Source organism: Nocardia brasiliensis ATCC 700358, assembly GCF_000250675.2.
In the GTDB taxonomy this organism is placed as follows: Bacteria; Actinomycetota; Actinomycetes; order Mycobacteriales; family Mycobacteriaceae; genus Nocardia; species Nocardia brasiliensis_B.
Genome location: NC_018681.1, coordinates 5654456 through 5672167, shown reverse-complemented (window position 1 = coordinate 5672167; position 17712 = coordinate 5654456). Strand labels below are relative to the sequence as shown.

At 62.9% G+C, this 17712-nt stretch carries 13 protein-coding genes; 12 read left to right on the top strand and 1 reads right to left on the bottom strand.

Annotated features, from left to right (window positions below; translation table 11 throughout):
* Positions 1–9 precede the first annotated feature (9 nt).
* Positions 10–261, bottom strand: a complete 252-nt coding sequence (locus O3I_RS24920) for a hypothetical protein (protein WP_014985760.1) — start codon at positions 259–261, stop codon at positions 10–12.
* 1316 nt (positions 262–1577) lie between these two features.
* Between O3I_RS24920 and O3I_RS44545 the strand changes: the two genes are divergently transcribed.
* The 12 genes from O3I_RS44545 to O3I_RS24865 all read left to right on the top strand — a co-directional run bounded on the left by O3I_RS44545 (position 1578) and on the right by O3I_RS24865 (position 17462).
* Positions 1578–1832, top strand: coding sequence for a hypothetical protein (locus O3I_RS44545; protein WP_014985759.1), 255 nt, complete (start codon positions 1578–1580; stop codon positions 1830–1832).
* 440 nt (positions 1833–2272) lie between these two features.
* On the top strand, positions 2273–3418 hold the full coding sequence (locus tag O3I_RS44060) for a colicin D domain-containing protein (RefSeq protein ID WP_014985758.1): 1146 nt from the start codon (positions 2273–2275) through the stop codon (positions 3416–3418).
* Positions 3419–3715 carry a colicin immunity domain-containing protein gene (locus tag O3I_RS24900; RefSeq protein WP_014985757.1) on the top strand — a complete coding sequence of 99 codons (297 nt, stop codon included), beginning with the start codon at positions 3419–3421 and terminating at the stop codon, positions 3713–3715. It begins immediately after the preceding gene.
* 239 nt (positions 3716–3954) lie between these two features.
* Positions 3955–4548: a hypothetical protein gene (locus tag O3I_RS24895; protein WP_141692092.1), complete on the top strand. Its 594-nt coding sequence runs from the start codon at positions 3955–3957 to the stop codon at positions 4546–4548.
* A complete protein-coding gene (locus tag O3I_RS24890; protein ID WP_014985755.1) occupies positions 4545–4862 on the top strand; it encodes a hypothetical protein in 318 nt (105 codons plus the stop codon). Before O3I_RS24895 ends, O3I_RS24890 begins: the two co-directional genes overlap by 4 nt.
* The gene (locus O3I_RS24885) at positions 4862–5719 is read left to right on the top strand and encodes a hypothetical protein (protein WP_014985754.1); all 858 of its coding nucleotides are present in this window, start codon (positions 4862–4864) and stop codon (positions 5717–5719) included. Before O3I_RS24890 ends, O3I_RS24885 begins: the two co-directional genes overlap by 1 nt.
* Positions 5716–6273 carry a hypothetical protein gene (locus O3I_RS24880; RefSeq protein ID WP_014985753.1) on the top strand — a complete coding sequence of 186 codons (558 nt, stop codon included), beginning with the start codon at positions 5716–5718 and terminating at the stop codon, positions 6271–6273. The genes O3I_RS24885 and O3I_RS24880 overlap by 4 nt, the downstream gene beginning before the upstream one ends.
* 242 nt (positions 6274–6515) lie before the next feature.
* Complete coding sequence (locus O3I_RS46835) at positions 6516–6641, top strand: hypothetical protein (protein ID WP_272944271.1); 126 nt, start codon at positions 6516–6518, stop codon at positions 6639–6641.
* Positions 6642–7261: 620 nt separating this feature from the next.
* A complete protein-coding gene (locus O3I_RS45005; protein WP_141692091.1) occupies positions 7262–7675 on the top strand; it encodes a hypothetical protein in 414 nt (137 codons plus the stop codon).
* A 1579-nt stretch (positions 7676–9254) separates the two neighbouring features.
* Positions 9255–14546 carry a PA14 domain-containing protein gene (locus O3I_RS24875; protein WP_081594124.1) on the top strand — a complete coding sequence of 1764 codons (5292 nt, stop codon included), beginning with the start codon at positions 9255–9257 and terminating at the stop codon, positions 14544–14546.
* A 1573-nt stretch (positions 14547–16119) separates the two neighbouring features.
* Entirely contained in the window at positions 16120–16389 is a 270-nt protein-coding gene (locus O3I_RS46105) for a recombinase family protein (RefSeq protein ID WP_051066754.1), read from the top strand.
* Complete coding sequence (locus O3I_RS24865; RefSeq protein ID WP_202804872.1) at positions 16338–17462, top strand: recombinase family protein; 1125 nt, start codon at positions 16338–16340, stop codon at positions 17460–17462. Before O3I_RS46105 ends, O3I_RS24865 begins: the two co-directional genes overlap by 52 nt.
* The last annotated feature ends 250 nt before the right edge of the window (positions 17463–17712 follow it).

Here is a 17712-nt window from a genome sequence, read left to right as displayed (position 1 = left end):
CCAACTCGCTCAGGTGGACGGTACTGGTTGCATCGGCGTCGGCGGACGCGACTGGTTTTCGGGCCAGAATTGCAACAAGTACCGTTCGGCGAGGTCGTCTCCAGGTTCTTGCAACTCGACATGGGCGTCGCGCCCGGTCGCATACAGGCGCATGCGGTAGCGGCCGGGCTGGGTGAGTAAGGGTTCGTCGAGGACATCGGAGTCGGTGTCGAGGTCACGAAGTTTGACGGCTATCGTCGCGATCGTCCTCCTCGTGCGCACAGCAGATCACGGCGGCTCGTCGCCAGCGCCGACCACCACACCCGAACCCACACTGTGGATGGACTCCGAATTCGGCTGACCGTCGGCGCTGTGGCCGCTGCCTTTCAACGAGGCTGCTCGGCGAGCGATGGGCGAACGAGCCGAGGCCGGTGGGCAGCGGCTGGTCGACCGGGACGAGCCACTGCCCACCAAAGCTGGGCGTTTTGCAGATGTCGGCGAAGGTCGCTTCGCGCAACTACATTGGTGATCTGTCGCGCTACCGCCGCCTCGTCGACCTCGACTGTGCGCTCATCCACACGCTGAGCCTGGCATGGCGAGTACCGGGCGTGCATAGCCAGGCTCATCGGGGCCGAGGTCGGTGCTGGGGCCTGATGTCGGCGGCGATGGCATGCCGACGCAGCCAATAGCTGACCGCGGCTCGCCGCAATTGCATCCGCAGATCATCGGGGTCGACGCCCATCTCACGCAATGCTTCACGTTCGTCCTCGTCCGTGCAGTGTTGGACTTCCCCCGGCGGGGCCGCGTTCCCGAAGGGCATCTGAGTGTCCGGTCGGTGTCCTGGTGATGGAAGGCCGTCACATGCGGTCATCCTCAGGATCTGTCACGCCGGAGTCGCGTTCGGGCGGATGGTCACGACGAGAGCATGGCGCAGTTCACACATCACCCACGATCGAGCGGTGTAGTGCTGGCTGCCTGGGCGAGTCGGGTGAACGCCGGGTGAATCACTGATCACAGGCAGCGCGAACACCCAAAGATGGGTTGCTAGAAATTCGCCGATGAGGTGTGATGTGTGCGGGAACATGCCACTTGACGGGCTGGATCACGGCAATGTGGCAGCATAAATAGGGGGAATGTGTGGCTAGAAAGGTCGTAGGGCTGCGTCGTTGCGTGACGGCTAATGGTTTGCTGGCGGGCAACTTCTTGCGGGCGGTGGTGAGGGTGTCTGCGGCGAGTCCGGTCGCTGACGAAGCTGGGGCGGTCGACGCGGCAGGCTGGGATTGGGCCGGGTCCACCGTGATCGCGAGGATGCCGCGATCCTCGGCCGGGGGCACCTTTAGCGCTCACACGATTGTCGGCGTCCTCGGGTGTCGAGGGCAGCCAACCTGATCGGCGTCGCCGGGCTCGGCACCAAACCCTGCGCTGGAGAACGAGTTTCGATCGTGTGGAAAGTCGGCATCAGCGTGGGCGTGGTTTCGCCGCGCTCGTCGGTGAGCACGCCCGCATCGGGATCCGCTAGCCGAGGACTCGGTTCCCGATCCGCGGAAAACACATCCGCCTCTGACCATCCACCTGCCAAAAGGCGAAGGAGAGCTTGCATGTCTTTCGACACCGACAGCCCCGCGCACCGTCGTGGGCGCGCGGAATCGGCGCAATGGGCACCGGTCGCGCTCATCGTCGGGTTGGGCATGCTCGTCGCCGCGTTCGACACGCTCGACCGGATCCCGGGCTGGGGCGAGGACTACGGCGCTGTGCTGGTCTATCTCGCCTTCTTCCTGTGGATGTCGATCGCTGGACGGCTCACCTGGTGGGCCCTCGACGCCCTGGCCGACCACGTCAGGAAGCGCCGATGACCCCACCTACGGCCCGCGGCCTGGTGATGGGGGCAGCGGCCGCATTCGGAATTGCCGCCGCACTGTTCGGCGCCGCGACAACGTCTGCGCAACCGGATATCCCGTGCGATCAGTGGCAGCAGATGCATCCAGGGTGGCCTTGTATCCCGGTGCCCAAACCGCCGCCAGGACCCCCGCCCGCGGTGCCGAGCACACCCCCGGCGCTGACCACGCCGGCGCTACCGGGACAACCACCTGGCCCCAGCGCGGGGACCGGCGGGAAAGCGGGCGCGCTCACCCCGCCGCCGATCCCGCCAGGCAACGGCACCCCGATCGTCCCGGTCCCCGGTGAGGCTTCTGCACCCCAACCACAGCACACGCCGAACCCGCAACCCCCGCCTCCGGCCACTGCCGAGTCGCACGCGGCGGACCCGGCCGAGCCGGCGCCACCGGCGTTGCCCGTGCCGGGTGCGGGAAATGACCTCCTGTCTCAACTCGACCGCGCGGCCCGGCTCCACGAGCAAGGAGTTCTGTCCGATCAGCAGTTCGCCGAGCTCAAACAACAACTGCTCGGTGCCACCAGCACCCCGCCGTCGACTCCATCACCGCCACCGGCGCGGACCGAATCCGCCCCACCGGCGACCTCGAGCACCGGCGGAAGCGACCCACGAATCCCGGCGCTGCTTGTGCTCGGCCTGGCCGGGTTCGTCTCCGGCGGCCTGCGGCTGCGGCAGGTGCGCGATGGCCCTGCCCCGGCCCAAGCCCCCGACACCGGCGACGGTTCGGGCACGAGCTATGAACTCAACGACGGCACCATCGTCGAGTTCGACCCCAGCGGCCGCTTCGTCACCCCGAGCTGGGTAGAAGGCGGCATGGACACCGCCACCTCGGTCCACATCTTCCCGAAACCCGAAGTCACCGCAGACAATCCATCGCTGCGCGAGCGCGGACTCCCCGCCACGATCGAGGGCGGGATCACCCTGCCCAGCAGCCCCAACGACACGATGTATCTCTCCCGCGTCCCAGGACCGGAAGGAGACAACCACCACTGGTATATCGCCTACACCTTCCTCGACCCACGCCTGGACGACCCCGCCTCGAGCACCAAACCCGGATGGGTGCCCTACGCGCTCATCGTCGAAGACCAGAACGGCTACCACCAAGTCACCGACCCACCCGCCAAAGGAAGCGCCGCCGCCACAGCCATGGCCGCCGGCCTGGCCATGTGGGGATTCCAACGCCAACCACCCGGGCAAGGATCACGCGGACCCGGCGGAACCATCAAATACACCGACCCGGTACCGTTCAAGGCCGAACCCAGACAGCTGCAGAAAAAGTACAAACACGCAGGCGATTTCGGCGTGAACAAGCCGTGGGGCAAAGCCGGTGAGGCAGAGTACAAAGACGCGCTGCAGAAACACATCGACAACCCCGACACCAAACATATCCAAGGCACATACCGAGGAGACCCCGCGATCCTGAACTACAATCCGAACACCGGCCTGGTAGTGGTTCAATCACCGACCGGCGGATTCGTCACCGGCTGGAAAGTCAACTCAGAACAAGCAGAAAACATTCTTCAACGCGGCTCACTCGGAGGCGGTTAAATGACCCACCAGAACAACGCCGAGCCACAGGGCTTAACCCTCTACGAGGACATCCTCCGCCGTTTCATTTCCGGTGAAATCGACGCGCCGACGTTCGAATCGGAATACCTCACCACGTTCAAGTCCGAAAAGACACGATTCGGGCCACCCGTATTCGACCTGCTGGACGCGCTGTTCGCTGACGTCGATGACTACGTCGCCGACGCACAGCTACGCGCCGAAGCCGGCGGTCTCGACGATGAACAACTACGCCAGCGCGCGAGTGCCACCTACCGCCGACTGTTCACGGAGCGGTGATTATCCGACCGGCCGTCACAGGGGCCGGCGGGGACTGGCCTGAAAGATGCTGCGCGACAGCACCGTAGCCGCAGTCACTGAAACTGCCGCGGGGCAGTCGGCCCTTGCCGCCACCGGTGCCCGTGCTGATGGGACCGGACCGCCGTCGCAGGCGGGGCTCGTGCGGTTAGGGCATGATCTAGGGCACAGCGGGGAACCGGGGTGTGGTGGTCTGCGTCCAACTCGCTGACGGAGATCCCATGGCGACGGAAGGAATGTCGTTGGCCCCCAACACCGCACCCGCGTCGGTGCTTATCGGTATGGAACTGGACCAGTGGAGATTACCTCTCAGCGTTGAGGTCGATCGGTCCCTGCATCAGCGCCGCGACCCGAGCGAGTTCTCGGCGGAGGCGATGGCGGGGTATTGGGTGGCGTTCTGGCGGCGAGAAGCAGCGACGATCGCCTCAGGGCAGTGGGAGAGACTCAGCCTGCGACCGACCCGCCGCGCCCAGTTGGCCGCGCTGCTGGGCGCATCGACTCTGGCCGAGTTCGCGACAATCGAGACCGTCGGCGACTCGGTGTATGAAGCAAGCGGCCCCGCAACCGATTTCGATACACCGTCGGTGACGGTGCGGGCGGAGTGGTCGGGGGTGAGCGAGATCCTCATCGGCCCGCGGTGGGCGGCGACGGCCCAGCCGTTCGAGATCGGCCATGACATCCTCGCGTGCGCGGACGAGATCCGGGCACAGCGCCCGGTATTCGACGAACCCGGCCGATGGGCAGACCTGTCGGACGCCGAGCTGGAATCCGCAGTCGCACAACACCGATTGCAGCTGGAAGGACTATCACGGTGACCAAAGACTTCTCACTCGACTTGAACAAGATGGCCACCGCTTCCGCGGCGTGGCAGGAGACCTCCCGCGATCTGGACACCGCGGCGCGCAGCACACGCTCGATCGCCGAAAGCCACGGAGACATCAATTGGTCGGTCTTCAACGACACCTGGCAGGCCCAGAAAACCGCCGCACAATGGTTGCGCGACAGGTTGGGGGAGGGCAGCCGCGAAGCGACCTCGATCAGTAATGTGCTCACACACGTCGCGACGGTGTTTCAGGAGAAGGATCAGAACTTCGCCAACGTGCTGATCAAGCTGCAGGAGGGGCAGTAGTGACCGAGACCAGCAAGACCCTCGATGACCTCAACACCGTCCTGAAACAGTTCTCGGTCAAGATCGACGAGATTCGCAACACTCCCGAAGACGTCGACGAGGCGTTCCGGCTCGCGACGATCGCCGTGGCGGCCAACGAAGGCGCGCTACTGATTCCGGTGCCCGGGGTCGGCAGTGTGGTCGGTGCGGCCTACGGCGCACTGACCGAGGACTCGCTGACCGGGGTCATGCAGGACAACAAGGACAAGATCAAAGACAGCATCCGTAAGGTCCTCGAAGAACTCGCCCAGGCCATCGATGGGCTGCGCGCGCCGGTCGCGTTCATCCAGACTGCCGGTGCGTGGCTGGAGACGAAATCCCAGATCAGCGAAGCACGCAACAACTACCTGCTCAACGGCAACCTCACCGGTCAGTGGCTCGGCGCCTCCGCGGTTGCTTACGGCAACGCCGCCACGATCCAGCAGACCGCGATGGAATCGGCGATGAGTGTCTGCGATACCGCCAACAGTGCGCTGCGTGACTCGGCAGACGGGGCGTGGAAGTTCTACTCCGCCATCATCGAAGACATCACCGAATACCTGACCAAATTCGCCGGCGCCATGCTGAAGATCGCCTCGTTCGTCGCGATGCCCGTCGGTGTCTCCGACGCGATCGACTTCGGCGCCGAACTGGTTAAGAAGGTCGGCAAACACGGTCTCGCCCTCGGCGCCGTCCTGATACGGCAGCAAGGCATCCTCGACGCGCTGACCGTCGCGACGACCAGCCCGGCCGGCATCAACAACGGCAAATGGCCCCAAAGCGCCTCCACCGACTTCGATGCCCAGACACCGGACAAAGACAAATGGGATCCCCGATGACGCGCCGAGCCGCCCTCGCGGCCGCAGTAATCGTGAGCACTCTGCTCCTGCCCGCGTGCGGACCGGACACCAACGACGCCGAGCCCGCACCGAGCGCACACAGCATGCGCGAACTCTGCGCCTACCCCCAAGCATTCCTGACCCAGTGGTACAAGGTCACCGCCTTCGACGTCACCGTCAAACCGGCAACCCGCAAGGATGGAAACGTCGAACGATTCGGTGGATGCCTCTATCAGAACGCCGACACCACCCCAGCGAACATCGATGTCCTCCCGACCCGATACGTGGGCGGTGTGTCGCTCGGATTCGATGACGGCCGAAACGTTCTCGGTTCCGCCGACGGTCGTAGCGACCGGCCCCGCACAGTGCAGGGTGTGCCCGTCACGGCAACGCTCGCACCGAAAACAGCCGACGGTGCACAGTATTTGACGCTGTCGGCGGTCCTCGACGGATGGCGCGGGGAACTCGAGATCTACGTGAAAGACGAGAACGCCCCCCAGATCGACGGCGCCGCACAGTTGGTCGTCGAGATGATTCAGGATTTGCGAGGATAGTTCGGGCAGGCAGGACCGATCGATGCCCGGATCGGGCGGGTGTGCCGAGACGGGCGCCGGACCAGTAGTGGCTCGGCGAGGCGCGTTCGGCCGCCGCGCAGGTGCCAGTCGTCGTCCCAGGTGTCCGCGATATCGGCAACAGCGCTATCGCTCGCAGACGTGAGTCCTCACCTAGTCGGCGACGCCTCGAGCAACCGGATGCGGTCGCTGACTGTCATCGGCTGATATACGGGGGAGGGCTTGTGCACGACGACTACACCAGTGAGCAGTTGCGTGAGCTGCTGGAAGACGGTGCGCTGTTCACCTTTTCCGATCCCGAGGATGCCGCCATTCGCCTCCACCGCTGCGGAAGCGCTTGCAGACCCTGACAACCAAGGCCGTGGGATCCATGCCGCGGTGGGGCATGTCGACAGTTGGTTGGGCTCCGCAGGGCAGAGAACGCTCAGTCCGTCATCGCACCTCACGCTTTTTCGTTCCTAGTCAAGTGCGCTGCTTTGAGCCCAATACCAAACACTGGAGGAACTCGAGCGAGACGATGGCACCGGATTGATGATCGGGCCACGTCCCGATGAACCCTCGGGTCCCTCCACTGACCGAAGACCTCCCAGGCACCACCGAGTCGAGATCCTCTCAACGCCAGCGACGCAACATAATCCAAGCTCAGGGGCTTATCTGCCCGACAACTTCCAGGCAGACCGCCAGCAGTTACCGAGACATATGCAGGCAGTGGGAAGAGCAGTTAGAGTGAACGCGTGAACTTTTCCTTCAGGAAGGGCGTCATTCGCCCATGCCGGTGACCCCCGGCACCGGGCCGGTTCCCGGCAGTAGCGACGACCAGCCCGAGTTGGATCAACATCCCGTCTCCGACGTCGTGAGCACCGTACGTGTGTCGCTAGCCGACAGCGACTCCTCCTCTGGGCCGGTCCTTTGTTCATGGCCGAGCGGGGAGGTGGGGTCAGCGCCGGAGAATCCGATATTCTCTGATCTCATGTTCGAGCCGTTCCGCCGGTGGGCTATTGCTGTCGCCGAGAATTTCGTCTTCCTTGCGAAGCGGCCACATTCGCAAATAACCGTCGATGAGTGCTGGATTGACACTGAATTGGCGCTGTGCGTGCGGTACAGCACTGCCAGGGGAAATTTCGGAGGGCGGTGGGCCGACCTCCACACCTCCCACGTCTCCTGGCTGCCGCCACTGAATCCGATCCCCACTGGTTCCGCGACCTCCGCTGCAGGGCAGGCGTCGAACTTCCTTGATATAGACCTCGACGGTGGCGAGCCCGGAGGTTGCCAATGGACCGACGATGACGGTCGCAAATGGTGCGGGCCGCCACCGGCCGCAGGTTGGCTCAGCCTGGGCGATCCGGCTAGTCGTATGGTCACGATCCGGCCGCCGGACGCGTGATCGTTCGTCCACGACTGTCGCCTGGCTGATCTGCGCACCGACTCCTGTTATGGAAGTGTCACTGGGCACGGATGTTGCTCATCGATGTCGATGCGGGCGGCCTACTTTCCGCGCAAGCCTGCTGGGAATAGCCAAGACACTCGCTTTTGATATCTGGAGAATCGCATCCGCTCGCATTGGCGACATCGATCGCGGCGACCCGATCCAGCACCAGCTCATGCTCGGTGTCGGGAATTATCTCAGGCTCATGCTTGAACTCCCTTGTACTCCAGCCTTATTCGCACGCCGTCATCGCTAGCCAAGGGCGTCACCGCGCTCTCTGCGGTGTCGCCCAAGCTCTCGCGGGCACCCATCAGCGCCTGGGTCAAACTCGCCGGTTCCCCAGCTTCTGAACTCGTCGACACACATCGCACATCTCGTTCCGTAACTGGGCTCAACGGGACGTTGGCGCAACGATTTTCGTGGAGATCGGCTGGGTCGGTCGCAGCACTGGCCAGCATGCCTCCGCACGTTGACAGTGACCGATACTGTCACCGGGTAGTGCGAGAACTGGTCCGTGTCCCACAAGGCCCAGCCGCAAATGGGTCGTCGCCGCGCTCGACGACATTGCTTCGGTGATATCGCCCCAGCATGTGAAGTCGGTTTTTACCAGGCCTGTCCGCCCGCCGGTTCGTGGTCGCGATTGTCTTGGTCGCAGCCCTGCACTCGGCCATCGTCGATCCCATCGTCTGGCCCCAGCGCATCCTCATCCATCGCCGCGGCCCTCCGCCGCATGCGGGCAAAGCCAGATGAGGCAACGAAGCGGCTGCTGGGGTATTTTCGACAGGTCGACGCGGAGGAGTGGCAAGTGTCGGAGCTCAGGTGATGATCTCGGACGCGCTGTGGTTATGCATTCGTCCCTGAGTCGCGGGACTCTCTCTCTCTCCTTCAGGGCCGGTATGTCGCCGAACAACGGCGGTTGTTGCCGTGCGGCTACTTTGAGTGGTGTGAGGGTCGGGCTCGGTTCCTGCGTCATGTCCAGCTCCCCAGTCGGCATGGACGATGGCTCCCCATTTGATCTAGCTGTACAGTTATTTCGGTGACAGGGTCTTCGTCCCAATGTCGTTCGGTATCGGTCAATCCCTGGGTGGGGGGCGTGCATGATGATTAGCTTCTTGAAGTAGGGCCTCCGAACCATCTGTGCAGCAATGATGTACGCATGTACATCGACAACGCGCGCGATCGGTAAGGTGCTCGATTGTGTGAAATGGCCTGTAGATCCGGCTATTTGACCATTTGTCCCTTTGTTGACTGTTCGGGGTGCTGTCCGAAGTGTCGAATCACCATGGAGTACATGTTGATTTCGGGCAAGCCGTCGGCAAATTGATCTGTAAGTGTCAGAATGCTGGCTCGATTTGTGAACTGGAGAATGAGCCCAGAACAGGCACCTGAAGTAAGGCACCGAAGAACGTGACTGTAGACGGGTCGCGGAATTTTTGGCACCGGCATCTCGAATTCCATCTGGAACGGATGGATCCTGTTGCTGCTGTTCTGTCGGATTTACGCTGCCCGTCTGTGGGCTCGGGGATTGTGGAGTGGGATGAAATATCGCTGTCAGGGCGACGCCTCGGTGCGTTGGTTCCTTACTAATTGGTATCGCTTGAGCGTGGTAGCGCTGTCAATTCTGCTGGTCGCGACATCGGCGCAGATAATGGTGTCGTCGCCGAGTGGGGCGGCGCCGCCGCCGACGCGGGCTGTGCCGTTGCTGGCCTCAGGAGACGGCCCGTCCTCGAAGCTCGAGCTCGAACCGGAGCCGCCTCTGCCTGACGCCGATTTCGTGCCGTTGGCGCGCGCTGGTGCGGTCGATAGTCCTTCTGCGAGTCCGCAGCAGCGGGCGCAGGAGGATCCGAAGACGGTGCTGGTCTCCCCGGCCGATAACGCCATTCTGGCTTCCGAGACACCGATGTTGAAGGTCGCCGTAACCGGTGCGGCGGAAGGCGCGAAGTATTGCTTCAAGGTGTCGACCGGTTTCGATGGCCGCACGGGCAGTGTGGCTCAGTCGGGGTGTCTTCCGGATCCGCAGTGGACGGTGCCGCGCAATGTGGTGGCGAACGGGGGCCGGTACACGTGGACTGTTGATACCGTGGCTGTAGGTGCGCAGACGCCGACACCAGCTGGCTGGGTGGGTCATTTCACGATCGATCAGCGCATGGGTGATCCGAAGCCGACTCCGACTGATTCGTTGGGTCCGGTGACGGTGAACTTGTTCAACGGCAATGTTCGTTTCGATGCGTCGGGTCCGGGCTTTTCGGCGTTGGGTGGGTCCGCGGGGGTGAGTTTCGCCTACAACTCGCGTCAAGGAGAGTCCCGAGGTGTGCGGGCTTCTTATTTCAACGATCCCGCTCACAACGGGGTGCCTGGTGACGTTCCGGTGTTGGTGCGCACTGAGTCTCAGGTGGACCTGTTCTGGGGTAACAAGTGGAATGACGAGACCAAGCGGGACCCGTTGCCGCCTGGTTTGGTCGATGACTGGTATGTGATCCGGTGGGAGGGCTACTTCCAGGCGCCGGTCGCGGGCGATTATCGCTTCGCTGGTGCGCATACTCCCGGAGCGAAGATCTGGGTCGGCGATCGGGTGGTTTATAACAATCCCGAGGCCGGTGGCATCTTCCATGACAAATTCACCGAAGCCGGGCCGAGACGTGACGACGAGGTGACCCTGGCTGCTGGGCAGCGTGTGCCGATCAAGGTTGAGCTGTATCACCATTCGGCTGATCCACCGGCAATGGTGTTGTGGGTTAAGAGCACTCAGGACAGCGCAGGTGGTATGCGTATACATAATCTGGTGCCCCGCATCGTGCCGGCGCAGTGGCTCTATCCCGCTGATCCGCCGCCGTTGCCCGCGGGCTGGACATTGTCGATGCCGGCCAGTGTCTACAGCCATGCCGCGATGCTTGATGGGGCGGTCGTGCTTACCGACGGTGCGGGCGGCAAACACAGTTGGGCCAAAACTGCTGGTGGGTATCGGGCACCGCCGGGTCGCGATGGTGTGGTGGCTTTTGATACCAAGGGGCGGCTGTCGGTGACCGAGAACGGTGCGGTGTCACTGTTTCACCCCGACGGCACCCTGGCGGAGGTGTCGACGGTGCTCGACAGTAAGAAGCCTGCGTCGTTGCAGTATCGCTACAGCGGTTCCCCGTCACGGTTGACCGAGATCGTCGATCCGGTGTCGGGGCGCGCGCACAAACTGCACTACAACACCGACGGCAGTAACAGTTGCTATGGCGGAGCGCCGCTACCGTCGGGGGCCAATTCCGCTCCCGCGCAGCAGTTGTGCCGCATAACCTATTGGGACGGCACCGAAACCCGGTTGTGGTACCTGCTCAATGTGCTTGCGCGGATCGAGAACCCGGGCGCGGCGATGCAGGACTTCAGTTACACCAACCTCGCCGATGTTCAGAAGGAGTATCGCGAGACCAGCAGCGAAGTCAAACGCCAGGAGCTCCTCGCCAGTATCGGGCCATTGAGCTTTGTCCGCGGCAACCTAGGCCACGACTGGGCTTCGATCCAACAGTTCCCCTCTCAAGCGCTGGTACACACGGCAATCCAGTACAAAAAGTTCATCGAAGAACCAGGGGTACCCGAACGCTTGCGGGCTGTCGCTGTCACCGGACCGTCCCCCGATGGCGGCTACCTGGGCAAGCGGCCCACTCACTACTACGGCTACAACATCGGCGGCAGGCAAGCGATCGTCAACATCGACGGGATCGGCGGGCTCAACTCGCCCCCAGAAAACACTGTCACCTGGGACGATGCTGGTCGCCTTCTTGCCTCGACTAACGCTGTTGGCGACACCGCCCGTAGCGAATGGAACGCGAAAGACCAGCGAACAGCCACGATCGACACGACCGGGCGGCGCTCGACAGTGATCTACGACCACGCAGACCGCCCAATCGATAGTTATGGTCCGGCTCCGGCGAATTGTTTCGCCGGGCAGTTGCCGACACCGCAGTGCGCGAACACGATGCCCCACACCAATACTCAGTACGACAAGAATCTGGTCGGGTTGGAAGCCGCCTACTACGACAACCCATTCACCTCCGGAGTCCCGAAAGACTGGGCAACCGGTGTCGGTGCCGCTGGCGGCAGCTTGAAACACAGCTGGGGGTCGACCCCGCCGGTCGCGAACAACGGCGGCTGGTCGGGCCGGTTCACCGGCGAAATCAAGTTTCCCGACACCGGCGACTACGCACTCGGGTTCACCGTCATCGATGGTGTCCGATTGTGGATCGACGACGTGCTCATCGTGGACAGCTGGACCGACAAGGCCGCCACCGCTGTCTCCGGCACCTACACCAACACAACCGCGGGTAGTTGGCATCGAATTCGGATCGACTACTACAACCGCAGCGGCAAAACCGGAGCACTCGATTTCACCTGGAAACCCCCGGGCGCTGGATCCGCTGTCACAGTGCCAGGGCAGAACCTTGCCCCCCGCTACGGACTCCAAACCGGCCAGATCACTGAGAACACCTCCGGCGGTGACACCGAACGCGCACCCGCGAAGAAGCTCGCGACAAGTTACTCCGACACCGACAATGGGATCGACCCCGTGCTCGGGCTGGCGGTCTCCAAAACCGGAGACCCTGGCGGCATCAACCTGACCGGCCGGATGCTGATCGAAAAGCCCGGCCAAGGCTATCTGCGCCAACTGGCCGCAGCCCTGCCTGGCGGCGACCTTACTAATCCCGACAAGCGCGGCACCTTCACCTACTACGGAGACCGCGAAACCCGCTCGAACCCCTGCAAATCGAACTCCCCAGCTGCCAACCAGGGCGGCATGGTCAAAACCGTTCGAGGACCCAAGAACTCGGACGGAACAACCCACGCGGTCGAATTGGTCTACGACGGCGCAGGTCGTCTTGTCGCCGCCCGCACCAACACTGAGCCCTGGTCATGCGTGACCTACGACGCCCGTGACCGCATTGTCGAGAAGTCGTTCCCGGCGATGGGTGACAAACCGGCCCGCACCATCACCTACGACTACGCCGTCGACGGAAACCCGCTGAAGCTGAAGGTCACCGACAACAGCGGATCGACCATCGCCATGATCGACCTGCTCGGCCAGACCGTGTCCTACACCGACGCGGGCGGGGTCACCACCGCCAGCACCTACGACCCTGCCGGGCGCAAGATCAGCGAAACCACCACAGTCAAGGCGGCGACCTCCACCCTGAACTACCACTGGGATGACGCGTCCCGGCTGATCGGCCTAGACCTTGATGGGGCCAGGGTCGCGACCCCGGGCTACACCGCGGGAATCCTGGACAAGGTCGCCTACGGCAACGGATCCAACCTCGCGATCACCCACAACGACGCCGGCTCCACGACTGGCCTCTCATGGAAGGTATCGGGCTCCACCGTCGCCAGTGGGGTCAGCCGATCGCGTGATCAACGCATCACCGACGAAACCATCACCGACACTGCGGGTTCCGGCACCACCTTCAACAACTCCTACACCTATGACGGTGTCGGCCGCTTGGTCGCGGCCGCCGTGCCCCACCACAAGCTCACCTACAGCTTCGCCGGCGACAACGGCTGCGGGCCGAACAAGAAAGCGGGGTTGAATACCAACCGCACCGCCTTCACCGACAGCTTCAACGGCGCCCCGGCGACCACCACCAACTACTGCTACGACGACGCCGACCGGCTGCTCTCCACCAACGGAGCCACCAGCCTGCCGTTCACCTACGACACCTACGGCAACGCGACCAAAGTCGGTACCGACACTCTTGGTTACGACTCCACCCTCCGACACATATCCACCACCACCGCAGCCGGACGCTCGGTCGTCTACACCCGAGATGTCACCGACCGAATCACCATGCGAACCGTCCGCGACAACGCCAAACCCGCGCAAGTCACCCGCTACGGGTTTACCTCCAACGCCGGCGGCCCCGACTTTGTCCTCGACGACTCCGGAATCCTGCGGCAACGGGTGCTGAAACTACCCGGCGGCGCTCTACTCACGAAGGGCTACACCGACACCAAGACCGTCAACTGGTCCTACCCCAACATCCACGGCGACATCCTGCTCACCACCGACCACACCGCCACCCGCACCGGCCCAATCCATCTCTATGACCCCTACGGCCAAAACATCGACCCCGCCACCGGAACCATCGGTGACATCCCGATCCCGGCCACCGCCGAAGGTGGCATGGACTTCGGATACCTCGGCCAACACACCGTCCCCATCGAACACGTCGCCAGCCAACAAGCGCTCGAGATGGGAGCCCGCACCTATCTGCCCATCCTGGGCAGATTCCTGCAAGTCGACCCCATCTCCGGCGGATCAGCCAACAATTACGACTACGTCAACGCCGACCCCATCAACAGCAACGACCTCACCGGCAAGAAACCCGACCCCGGTGTCGTCACATGGCTCTACGATTGGGAGGGAAATCAGGTAGCGTATCGGATGGGGTTCTGGGATCCGAATGGAAACCATGGTTGGGGCGAAGGCATGGGTTGGATAAAAAATGTGGAAAAGCACAATCTCTCCAGCAAAGAAGTAGTGGCCGCAGTGGTCCGAAATCCGACCCGCCGGACCCCGAAGCCTGATGACCGCTGGGAATATCGGGCGGAAATCGTATACCGGGAAAGGAAAAAGGACGGTACGTGGAAAACTATCGACTCAGTTTTTGTTACGGTGGTGGTATCGTACGCGGAATTAGAGAACCCGGCCTCCACTCCCCAGGACAACAAAGGAGCTGGCGTGATAACCGCATACTGTGAAGGCTCGACGCGTTGCCCGGACTGGATCAACCTCCCCTTCGATACCGATATGCCGGGGCCCGCAACCCCTGATCGGACTCGAGGACCGAAGTGACTCCGGTGTGGCCCTTCCTTCCTTGCACTCACGACCAAAGTGCGTGAGATTCTCGGCTGAGAAGCTGAAACGGCGACGATCTGCAGGTGATCCCGGCCGAGCTTCTATGGTCACCTAACCTGGAACGATGCCGAGTGGACAGGCAGCGGAGGCGGGCGCTGGTGCAGTGTGAGCGCCCGCGCGTTGCGGCTTGGAAGCAGCCGAGTGAGGTTGCATCGAATTCAGGGTGTATGCCATCGCTTCAATATCCCTGTGGTGGCGGCTACCGTTGGGACGGCGTAGCGCCAAGGGCCTCTCGAACGGCGCGCTCAGGATGATGCAACGGTGGCGAGGCGCCTGGCAATCGGACACGCCGGACAGGTCTATTCCGGGTCCACAGTCCAAGGCTCGGTTGGTGGATGCGGCCGGGAGTTGTTGGCAGATGTGTTTGCTGTATTGGCGCCGCGAGGGCTGGTCTACGTCGGTGGGAACATCATGCAGGGCACCACGAAGGTATCAAGCGCCGACGTATGGGTTACGCATGGCGCGTCGGTGTTCGCGCTATCGGGTGACGCTCGTAAGCGAACGCAACTCCCTGACGGGCGTAAGCTTTTGAACGCCAACGCGGGTGACGGTTACGGCACCGTAGTCCAGGGCTGCGTCACGACGGCTGAGCGGAACCGAAACCAGTCCGGAGGACGATGATCGTCCCTCACAGGGGGCTACTTGTGGGCGGTCGCCCATGGCTATATTCCGGTGCGAGCAGGTGGACAGGCCATTTTGTGGGCTCGAGACCGGCGGGCCCACGCCAGCGCGGTTCCGTACCGTGTGCGTCATCCTTTCTGCAGTCGATTTGTGTGTTTAGCGCGTGTGTCCCCCTCCTGATCTGGTTGGCCGAATCCAGCAGCAGTCGTGCGAGCAGAGATCAAAGCCATCCCGAGCATCGAGTAGGAAGTCGCGACCACTCTGCCGTAACCGAACGGTGTACCGGTCTGCCCGCGTTGGGCTGTGGCGCGAGCGCTGAAAATCAGGTTTCATGGTTGGGGAGAATCAGGCGACGGTGAGAAGTAGTCCACCATGCCTCCATGCGAAAGCCCTCTCGAACAGTCAACGAACATTCGAGCGAATTGCAACGTCACTAGCCACCAATTTCGTCCGCGTGCGTCCGGCCGGAGCTCGGTATGACCCGTCGCGATCGCTCCAAAGACCCTAGCAAGGACAGACACTGCACGGTCGACGTCATCTGCCCTGATGATCCGCCAATGCTGAATCCGGACGCAGCCAAGGCGCTGCTGCGACTCATCCTGCGCTGTGCGGAGGAACGTTGCAACACCACGAGAGATCCCAAATCCGTTGTGCGCCAGAGGCTGACGAATACCCGACGCCCCTCTCGGCCCACACCTCGCAGCAGTCAGATCCGATGTCCAGCCACGACACCGCGCCACCGCCGAGGCTCTGATCGAGAGCGGCGTCGACGTGATCGCAACGCTCCATCTGCAGCACTCTCGCTCAAACCAGCAGCCTGCCAAGGGGCTGGACGGCGATCGTCGTCGGCGAGGGCACACGCTGCTGGTTCGGTAACCAGTTCAGTTTCGTGGCTCCGCGGATCCTGGCCCACGGTGTGGATATCTGGGTGCCCGAGCTGGGCGGGAAGTACAACGCCAAGAACGCGACCCACAACATGATGATGAGCATGCTCGGTGGCCTCAGTGAATCCGAGCGCCAGCATGTTCAGCAGCGCACCCGCGCCAGCATGGACGCGCAGGTGCTCAACGAGGGACGCCACCAGGGCGGGCGCCCTACGGGTACGTCGTGGTCGACGGACCACCGCATCCCAACCCGCACCAGGCAGCGGACGGTCTGAAGCTGCGGATCCTCTCGATCGATGTCGTTGCGGCACCGGTGGTCCAGCGGATCTTCCGCGAATATATCGGTGGCCGAGGCGATAAGGCGATCGCGGAAGGGCTCAACCGCGACGGAATCCTTTGCCCGTCAGCCCACCGCCCCGAACAGAACCGTCACCGCGCCGGGGATGGCTGGCAAGCCCCTACCGTCGCGGCGATCCTGCAGAATCCGCGCTACACCGGTTACGCGGTTTTCGGGAGATGGACCAAACGAGAAGAACTGATCGATCCGGACGACGTCGCCGCGGGATACGCGATCCGCTTCGTGCGAGCCTCCGCGGACCGCATCATCCGTTCCCGACGGCCGGCCCACCCACACATCGTCTCCGTCGAACAATTCACCGAAGCTCACCTGATCCGGCGAGGTCGAGCCGGGATCAACAACCGGGACCGCGCCAAACTGGAGCGGACCAGGACCCTGATACCCCGCCAGTACCTACTGCGCGGGCACATCCGATGTGACGCCTGCAACCGGAAAATGCAAGCCGAGATCGTTGGCCAGAACATCTACTACCGTTGCCGTGCGAGAACTCTCGCTCCGGGCAGCGACGCTCTGGCCGACCATCCGAAGACGGTCAATCTTCGAGAATCGGTCCTCATCGACCCGCTGGATGGTTGGCTCTCAACCCTTTTTGATCGTAAGCACCGGAACCAGACCATCGAGATCCTCCTGGAAGCGCAGGAAGGCGACGACACCGATACCGTTCGTGCGCTGCTCCGCCGGCGAATCATCGACGCGGACACGAGGTTGCAGCGCCACCTCGCCGCTATCGAAGCCGGAGTGGATCCAGCCGCTTTCGTGGCTTCGATGAACACCGCACAAGCAGAGAAGGCCGCAGCGCGAGCCGAACTCGACGCGATACCGAAACCGATCAGACTGACCGAAACCGAACTCCACAAGCTCGTTGATTCGGTCGGAGACATCCGAGCCGTACTGAAGGCTGGTGCGCCTGAACGAGTTCAGGCAGTCACGCCGAGGAGGGGTCCGGGGGCGAAGCCCGCCGGGCGGGGTGTGGGGGACCCACAAATATGACGAAACGAGAAACGGCCCATGCTCTCCATGAGCATGGGCCGTCCATCGAGTGGAGTGTCCGGAGGGGGACACACGCGCTAAACACACGAATCAACCTGCGGAAAATGTGATGCCTACCCATGAATGCGAGTACGGGCACGGATAGAGGATCCGGCCAGGCTGTGGTCTAGCTTCCGTCAGTGGTATCGCTGTCGACCTCGGCAGATCTTTGACACGCCCCACACGGCGCATGCCCTGTCGTACGACTCCG